Annotated in this window: 10 protein-coding genes and 1 pseudogene; 8 read left to right on the forward strand and 3 right to left on the reverse strand. The window is 57.1% G+C overall.

All coding sequences use genetic code 11. The features are described from left to right. Window positions 1-90: 90 nt before the first annotated feature. The 3 genes and pseudogenes from HIJ39_RS20440 to HIJ39_RS20450 all read left to right on the forward strand — a co-directional run bounded on the left by HIJ39_RS20440 (window position 91) and on the right by HIJ39_RS20450 (window position 1,937). Complete coding sequence (locus HIJ39_RS20440; protein WP_476718350.1) at window positions 91-393, forward strand: recombinase family protein; 303 nt, start codon at window positions 91-93, stop codon at window positions 391-393. After that, a pseudogene (locus tag HIJ39_RS20445) lies at window positions 353-1,381 on the forward strand (transposase); the annotation flags it as partial. The gene HIJ39_RS20440 and the pseudogene HIJ39_RS20445, both read left to right, overlap by 41 nt. A 349-nt stretch (window positions 1,382-1,730) precedes the next feature. Continuing rightward, window positions 1,731-1,937, forward strand: a complete 207-nt coding sequence (locus tag HIJ39_RS20450; RefSeq protein ID WP_169102889.1) for a hypothetical protein — start codon at window positions 1,731-1,733, stop codon at window positions 1,935-1,937. Window positions 1,938-1,992: 55 nt separating this feature from the next. On the opposite strand, the gene HIJ39_RS20455 is transcribed toward HIJ39_RS20450, so the two are convergent. Continuing rightward, the gene (locus HIJ39_RS20455) at window positions 1,993-2,298 is read right to left on the reverse strand and encodes a hypothetical protein (protein WP_169102890.1); all 306 of its coding nucleotides are present in this window, start codon (window positions 2,296-2,298) and stop codon (window positions 1,993-1,995) included. 237 nt (window positions 2,299-2,535) lie between these two features. On the opposite strand from HIJ39_RS20455, the gene HIJ39_RS20460 reads away from it, so the two are divergent. Together HIJ39_RS20460 and HIJ39_RS20465 are read left to right on the forward strand one after the other, a co-directional pair. After that, complete coding sequence (locus HIJ39_RS20460; protein ID WP_169102891.1) at window positions 2,536-2,754, forward strand: hypothetical protein; 219 nt, start codon at window positions 2,536-2,538, stop codon at window positions 2,752-2,754. A 90-nt stretch (window positions 2,755-2,844) separates the two neighbouring features. Further along, complete coding sequence (locus HIJ39_RS20465; protein WP_169102892.1) at window positions 2,845-3,273, forward strand: hypothetical protein; 429 nt, start codon at window positions 2,845-2,847, stop codon at window positions 3,271-3,273. A gap of 97 nt (window positions 3,274-3,370) precedes the next feature. On the opposite strand, the gene tnpA is transcribed toward HIJ39_RS20465, so the two are convergent. Further along, a complete protein-coding gene (gene tnpA, locus HIJ39_RS20470; protein ID WP_169102893.1) occupies window positions 3,371-3,787 on the reverse strand; it encodes an IS200/IS605 family transposase in 417 nt (138 codons plus the stop codon). A gap of 50 nt (window positions 3,788-3,837) precedes the next feature. Here tnpA and HIJ39_RS20475 point away from each other — a divergent pair, with 50 nt between their 5' ends. From HIJ39_RS20475 to HIJ39_RS20485, 3 genes are all read left to right on the forward strand, one after another. Further along, window positions 3,838-5,037 carry an RNA-guided endonuclease InsQ/TnpB family protein gene (locus HIJ39_RS20475; RefSeq protein WP_169102894.1) on the forward strand — a complete coding sequence of 400 codons (1,200 nt, stop codon included), beginning with the start codon at window positions 3,838-3,840 and terminating at the stop codon, window positions 5,035-5,037. A gap of 147 nt (window positions 5,038-5,184) precedes the next feature. Next, entirely contained in the window at window positions 5,185-5,670 is a 486-nt protein-coding gene (locus HIJ39_RS20480) for a hypothetical protein (RefSeq protein WP_169102895.1), read from the forward strand. Window positions 5,671-5,703: 33 nt separating this feature from the next. Beyond that, the gene (locus HIJ39_RS20485) at window positions 5,704-6,030 is read left to right on the forward strand and encodes a hypothetical protein (RefSeq protein ID WP_169102896.1); all 327 of its coding nucleotides are present in this window, start codon (window positions 5,704-5,706) and stop codon (window positions 6,028-6,030) included. A 151-nt stretch (window positions 6,031-6,181) separates the two neighbouring features. Here HIJ39_RS20485 and HIJ39_RS20490 read toward each other — a convergent pair whose 3' ends face one another. Further along, the gene (locus HIJ39_RS20490) at window positions 6,182-7,468 is read right to left on the reverse strand and encodes an MFS transporter (protein ID WP_169102897.1); all 1,287 of its coding nucleotides are present in this window, start codon (window positions 7,466-7,468) and stop codon (window positions 6,182-6,184) included. Window positions 7,469-7,646 lie beyond the last annotated feature (178 nt).

Raw genomic sequence — 7,646 nt, forward strand, 5'->3', positions numbered from 1 at the left:
GTTTTTGTTTCGACATGACGTGTCCAGTGTAACACTTGAGCCCCCTAAAATTTGTCTAGATTCTGGGGACCACTATACCCGGTGAGCATTGTGGACCAGAACCCCGATCGCCAATTAGACGATGTGATGGTGGATCGGGTGTTTGTCGATAAAGCGTCCGGAAAGGACGTTCATCGACCGCAATTGGACCAGCTGCTCGCCTTTGTCCGCGAGGGGAACACGCTCGTGGTGTATAGCATGGACCGATTAGCCCGCAATCTGGATGACTTGCGCAAGCTCGTCCAGACGCTGACGCGACGCGGCGTCCGCCGCGCCTTGGACACGTTTGGCCTGGATTCATGCGCACCATATCACCGAGGAACAACTGGACGCCGCGATTCAGCATGTCATTAATGCGTACAACCGCTTTGCCCTGCCGCGCTACTGGGGGTCCGGGCGCCATGCTGCGGCCGATGGCACGAAGTGGGATCTCTACGAACAAAACCTGTTGTCCGAGTACCACATTCGCTACGGCGGCTATGGCAGCATTGGCTATTACCATGTCTCGGATACCTACATCGCCCTCTTTAGCCACTTTATTCCCTGCGGTGTCTGGGAGGCGGTGTACATTTTGGATGGGCTGCTCAAGAATGCGTCGGACATCCAACCCGATATCGTGCACGCCGACACCCAAGGCCAAAACGCCCCGGTCTTTGGACTGGCCTACCTGCTCGGGATTCAACTCATGCCACGCATTCGCAACTGGCAGGACCTCGTGTTCGCGCGGCCCACAGCGGGGGCCCAGTACGTCCACATCGACCGTCTCTTCGGGCCGCCCGTGGATTGGGATCTCATCGCGCGGCATGTGCCTGACATGCTGCGGGTAGCGCTGTCCATCAAGGAGGGACGGATCGCCGCCTCGACCGTGCTCCGAAAACTCAGTAGCTACAGCCGCAAGAATAAGCTGTACCAGGCGTTTCGGGAATTGGGCCGGGCCGTCCGCACCGACTTTCTCTTGCGGTACCTCCATGAGGCGGACCTCCGGGCCACCATTCAAGCGGCCACCAATAAGAGCGAGGCCTTCAACGGGTTTGCCAAATGGTTGTTGTTTGGCGGGGAAGGGACGATTGCCAGCAATGACCGGGCCGAGCAACGGAAGATCATCAAATATAATCACCTCGTCGCCAACTGCTTGATCTTCTTTAATGTCTTCCGCATGGCGCAGGGATTGCACATCTTGCAGCAAAACGGCCAGACGTTGGATGCCGAGGCTCTGGCGGCGTTAAGTCCCTATGGGACCGCCCATGTGAATCGGTTCGGCCGCTACGAGTTGGATCTGACGCGACAGCCGCCACCGATCGACTATGCATTGTTGGCCCACCTGCCCACCGACTCATTATAATTGGCACAACCTGGCTTATGGCGGAATATTTACGAATCGTTGCCATACCCCTATCCGTGCAGTCGGGGTATGACGGCCATCAGCACCGACACATGGCAAATCGGCTAATCCATTGCAGAAGGGAATCTGCTCATGAGTCTTGCCCTCTTGGCGTCGCTGATGATGACGCATTACGCGCCGCCGCCTCCTGCCTCGAATCTTTCACCGGTGCCTGACTTCAACCAAACGTGTGCCCCCATCGTCCCTACCTGCGGCTATCTCATAGATGCCCACAGAATGGATCGAATAGCGTATGATGAATACGGTAGGCTACGGACGGATGAGTGTTGGTGAGAGGAGGAGAGGGCACATGGAAGGTCTTCGACAGCGGTGGCACACGCTGTCGACCGCTCCAAAAACCACGGTGGTGTTAATGCTCGCGGCGTCTTTGCTGCTGACAATGTCGCGGGTTCTTCCGGTATCCCTGGCAGTCAGTGGTATGCTGTGGGTCGTAAGTTTGGGGCTTGTCGTTGGAGCCGCCGTATTCTCGTTACGGCGAGGACAATCAGAACCCTAACAAGACAGACCCCTTGCTTGCGAAGCAAGGGGTCCCACTTCTTTTGGTCACCAATTTAGAAGCCACACGCACCCGCACAGAAGGACACTTCTGCCGCGTAACCCGCCAGCACCCCAAACACACAGGGCAAGCAAGCTGCCAAATCGGATACAACACAGATAGCGCCACACACCGCGCCGGCGAGATTCAGTAGCCAACTCGGAACTTCCAGGGATGTTAAGCAATCCCAAAAGCACGTGATGGGGTTCGTGGCTTCGGCGACCGCCACGGCACCCGAAGTCGGCGTCAGCTTGTCGGCTTTGAGGACATCATTCTCAATGGCAATTCCACGCACGCCGGCCGCAGTCGGCAATCCTACCATAATGAGCGTCGTGTGCAGAGCGCTCCGCGCGCGTTACGTAGCGACGGGCCTCAGTGAGGGTTCCCGTCCCATGTGTAGTTCCAATGCCACCAAGGCCTCATCGATTCCTCGGAGGGTATCAAAGGCGGTACCCCTGGAGCCGCGTCATAACGGCCCTTGATGCTGACCTTGCCGCCGTGCGTCCCGCACGGCCACCCGTCTGGTGTCCTATTACCCGAATACAAGGAGGGCGTTCTGATGATCCGATGTCCGCGCTGCCAGGGTGGGGTCGTGCATATTGACGCCCGCGTGACGGTCGAGGTCTCCGTCAGTGATGGTCTTGACCTCCATTCCATCCAATCCGGCGATGAACGCCCATACTGGACGCCCGACAGTGTCGCCCGATGCCGCGAGTGTCATTTCGAAGGTACGGTGGCCACCTTTGTTGATCCGCGTTCCGAATGGTACAACTACTAACTTGCGAAAGGCAGGCATTACTGATTCGAGCCCCTTGCCGCCGGTCGGAGGACGGGTGGGGTGCAGCATTCCCAAGAAAGGCGTGAAGATATGATAGTCACTTGCCCCAAAGACCAGTTTGACCCGATCAACCAAGGCGTCCGGACGGCCACCATCATTGAAGAGCACGGGATCCAATTCGCGGTGGGCGATCGGATTCGCTATGAGGAAGTGGATGACATGGGTGCCCCGACCGGCCGAACCGTGAGCGTCGTAGTGACCGACGTGTGTCGGACCGGCGGCAACGACTCGCGGCCGTTGTTGAGTATTCGGCGGGACGTGGACCTCACGGAAATCCGGACCCCAGGCAGCACGCTCACGGTGGGAGCCGACGACAGCTATCTCGATGCCTATCCGGGTTTTGCCGTCTTCATTGAGGGCAAGCTGGCCGCCGTCGTGGAATGGCATGTCGATGAGCGAGCGTTTGCGCTGCGCACCTACAACGACCACGACGGCGAGCCCCAGCACTATCACCGCTAGGACGGCACGCCCTTAGAACCGTAGGGCCGACTTTTATCAGATGCGCCGTAAAACTTCGCCGTTCAGGGCGGAGATATAAGGCGCTGACCCCGCAGGGTCAATCGGGAGTTTCCTGTTGCTCGATGTATTGCTTGATGATCGACAGGGGTGCCCCACCAGCCGATCCGGCAAAATAACTCGGCGACCAGAGGCTACCGCCCCACAGCGCCCGCTCAATGCTCGGATAGTGCTTCTTACGGATCAGGCGGGACGAGACACCCTTGAGACTATTGACCAGTCGAGAAATCGCGACTTTCGGTGGGTATGTCATCAGTAAATGCACATGATCCCGCTCGCCGTCGAATTCCTCGAAGGTGGCTTCGAAGTCCTGACACACGTCGGAAAAGATCGTCCGCAAGTCCTCTAGGATTTCTTTCGTGAAGACCAACCGCCGATACTTGGACACAAAGACCAAATGCACATGCAGGTTGAAGACACAATGTCTGCCGGTTCTGTAATCGTTGCTCTGTGCCATAGACCAAGCCGATAATAGACGTAACGGTGCGTCAAGAAAGGAGGGGTTCCATGCAAGAAACGACCGTGTTCACCTATCGTGTTTCCCTGCCTCCGCGGGAATGGGCGAAAGCCTCGGACACTCGCTACGCCGCAGGCGACCTGTGGACGCGATTGGTCAAGATTCACCGTTTTTGTCGTCGGCGCCATTGGCCGTGGCCGACCGAATCCCAACTTAAGACGCATTTCAAACGCCGGGTCCCGTTGCACTCGCAGACCGTTCAAGCCCTCATCGAAAAGTTCTGCGCCACGATTGACGGGGTCCGTACAAAACGACGGAATGGCGATAAGCGGGCGCGGTATCCATGGAGGTTCCGTCGATACTTTAACCCGATTTTCAAAGGACAAGCCCTCAAAATTCAGCATCAGCATCTGCTGTTGCCCCTCAGGCGCGGGCGCGAACCGATTCGGGTGCATGTTCCGAAGGACATGCCGACCGGTATGATTGTGCAAGCCGAGTTGGGGTATGGGGAGATCTATCTGACCATCACACGCGAGATTCGGGAGCCCGTGCCCGCCGCCTCCGGCAAAGCCGGAGGACTGGACATCGGCGTCATCCATCTGGGCATGGTCTCCGACGGCACAGAGGCGTTAGCGATATCCGGTCGTGGCGTCCGGTCCGTCAAGCAGGGCCGCGCGAAAGCTCAGGCTAAGCTCCAGAAGAAGCGAACCCGGACGAAGCCGGGCTCACGGCGACGCAAGCGCCTCAATCGCGCACGGCATCGTGGAAGCCAAAAAGTCGAGCGCGTGACGCGCAACGTGTTGCATCACACCGCCAATCAGATCGTGGCATTTTGTCTCGCTTACGGCATTACCATCCTGTACGCGGGGGATCTCGGCACCCTCAACCACAACAAACGGCACCGCCGGTCCCGGCGGACCAATCAAGATGTTGGGGCGTTGGAGTTCGGGCGTTTGGAACAGTATCTCGCATACAAACTCCATCGTCACAACATCCAACTGATCAAGATTAGTGAAGCGTACACGTCCCAAACGTGTCCGCACTGTGGCCATCTCAACAAGGTGGCAGACCGCACCTACCGCTGTCGCGCTTGTGGCTATCGGGCCCACCGCGATGGAGTCGGGGCGGTGAACATCCTCAACAAGGGGATGCATGGGGAGATTCGCCCCGGGGAGATCTTGGTGCCCCAACGGATCACGTATCGCCGTCCCGTCCCTCTCCGGGGGACGTTAAGGCGTAGTTGCGGCTGAACCCCGCCCATGTTGCTGGTGGGATAAACGGTGGCGAGTCCGGAGGAGTACTCCCAGGGCTTCACAACCCGTCGACGCAGCCACGGTGGTTCCCCCAGAATCTCCGGCCTTTATGCCGGGGAGGTTCAAACGAACGGAGATGTTTCGATGGAAAAACCTGCGATTGTCGTGTGTGACTACGAAAAAGATGTGGCTGACCGCCTGATGGACGCGCTGCGCGACGCCCATGGACACCAGGTCGAGGTCTTTGTGCTGAATCACGACCAAACCGGCGAAGCCGTCATGGTGCTGCTTCCGGAGCAGGGTCCCTCCTTAGCGGCGGCTCTGCGCGATTGGGTCGCTGAGTGGTGGTCCGACATGGATGAAGACGCTTTTGGCACGCCCGAGCGCTACATTCGGGGCCTTGGGGTCGCCATCGAACCGGGTGATGACACCACGTTCTCCACGAGCTGTCCCTATTGCGGGGTTGGTGACCACCTCATGGTGGTCGGTGGCACCTTTCAGGCGATGGGCATGGCAATCCAGGCCGATGGCTTTGCCTTTGCCGATGCCAAGAACGTCACCACGGAAGACGAGCAGATCTACTGTGACGGCTGCCATCGCACATTCTCAGCCCATGCCATTCGGCTCTAAGCGTATCAACTATCACGAAAGCGAGGCCACACCATGTCTGATTCCCCGGCCACTTTGACCCTGCGGGATCTGAACAACGCCGCTGCACTAGCTGAAGCGCTCGTCGCGCAGCTGCCGGCCGATCAGCAAGTCCAGGGGCACGCTGTTGCCCATGCCTTCCAGTATGCGGTCGCGTTGCTGGAGGAAATGCAGCGCCGCCTGCGTCTCGCGGAGGGGGTCTTCAACCAATTGGCATCGACGGCGGCCCGTACGGGTTCCGAGGTCAATCCCGCGAGCTTGGGGCTCTGGCCCCCATTCGAGGCCGCCCACCATGACGTTAATTGCCCGAAGGAGGGGACTGATTCATGCCCGAACGCATAACCGCTACCATTATATTTCCGACGTTTGCTTTAGACGTCGACTCGATTCGTCAGGCTCTTGCCTCCGAAAGCTCATTTGATGAACAAGCGACACTACCCGATGGAACCACCGAATTCTACACAGCTAACCATGGCACTACGCTCTCTCCTAATTACTCGTTATTGCCCGCGGTCCTACCTTCCTTTGCGCCGGCATATGCCTCCATATTAGGCTGGGACGGTTTCGTGAAGTGACGTATGCCGGGAGTGGCAAGTCCTGCTACAGCACATAGCACCATTAGTGTTGCGGCAAGGCCGTACGCACGTTGCGGCCCAATCCAATCACCAACAGCGCCCACCCCTCCATAGGTAATTGGGATGGCAAGGGCATTAATGGCACCGAAAAGCGCAAAGACTCGGCCCAGCATGTCAGGGGGAATAATGGTTTGCATCATCGCCTGGCTCGGTGCATTAGCACCGATTAAACCAACCCCCAAAACAAGATTTCCGATGTCGGCCACGTTAACTGTTGGAGACACGGCCACCAACAGTATGCCCAGCCCCTGAGCGGCAAGCGCGGCTGAAAGTAGAAGTCCTACACGCGAAATAACCACTACTCCAATTACTAATCCCCCAGCTATCATTCCTACTCCGATCGCGGCATCAAATCTACCTAATGCAGCTGCAGACGCATGAAAACTGCCGCGGATCAACATCGCAGGCAAGATATTCACGGGGCCGAGAGCAATATTGCTAACCATGCCGATGAGACTCATAACAAGTAAGGTTGGCTGCGTGCGAATCCACCGCCATGCGTCATTGATGGTTCGCTCGGCGCTTTTATTAGGCTTTACATCGGATTGGACGCTCGACTGATAGGCAATTCTTGTTAGGATTAAGGCCGCAAGGATAAGCGCAATAAAATCCAATGCCATGGTGGGGGCAGCCCCTGCCACCGAGATCACGAAACCACCAAGCGATGACCCAATAACTCGAGCAGTTTGACGGGAAGTAGAAAGTAAAACTTGTACCTCCACCAACTGATCGGGCTGCACAATCTCGGGAATGATGCCTGCGCGTGCTGGGTTGTATAAGGCAGACGTTACTGACATCAAGAGCATCGCACCGTAGATCGGCCAAATCGCCCGGTACCCAATCAGCACTATAAATGAGAGAACTGCCACCAACACGCTACCTGAAAGATTAGAGATAACCATTAACGTTTTTCTATTGTAGCGATCTCCAATGGCTCCCAGCCATGGGCCGAGCGTGACCGCAGGAACAAAGGAAACGACAGCAACTAATCCCAGCGCTAGACCGGACCCAGTCCGAACAAATACATACCACATCAACGCAATATTAAGGAAGTAGTCTCCGAATGCCGCAATCGATTCGCTCAGCCAGAGCCGGCGAATTTGTGTGTGATGTCTAATTAGGGTCCAAAAAGCGTTAACTTTCATTGTCGTGGCTTACCTCACAAAGGAGGAGTGGGTGTCGTTCTATGAGCGGTTCTGGACAGAACGAATCGATCGTTTGAAGGAATTGCTAAAGGAGGAATTGCTAAAGGAGACACGCATGCCCCTGCAGGGCACTCACACACATGAAAAAAGGGCGTCGGCACGGGGAGTATGATGAGGG

It is taken from the genome of Sulfobacillus harzensis, from assembly GCF_012933365.1.
Taxonomy (GTDB): Bacteria; Bacillota; Sulfobacillia; order Sulfobacillales; family Sulfobacillaceae; genus Sulfobacillus_B; species Sulfobacillus_B harzensis.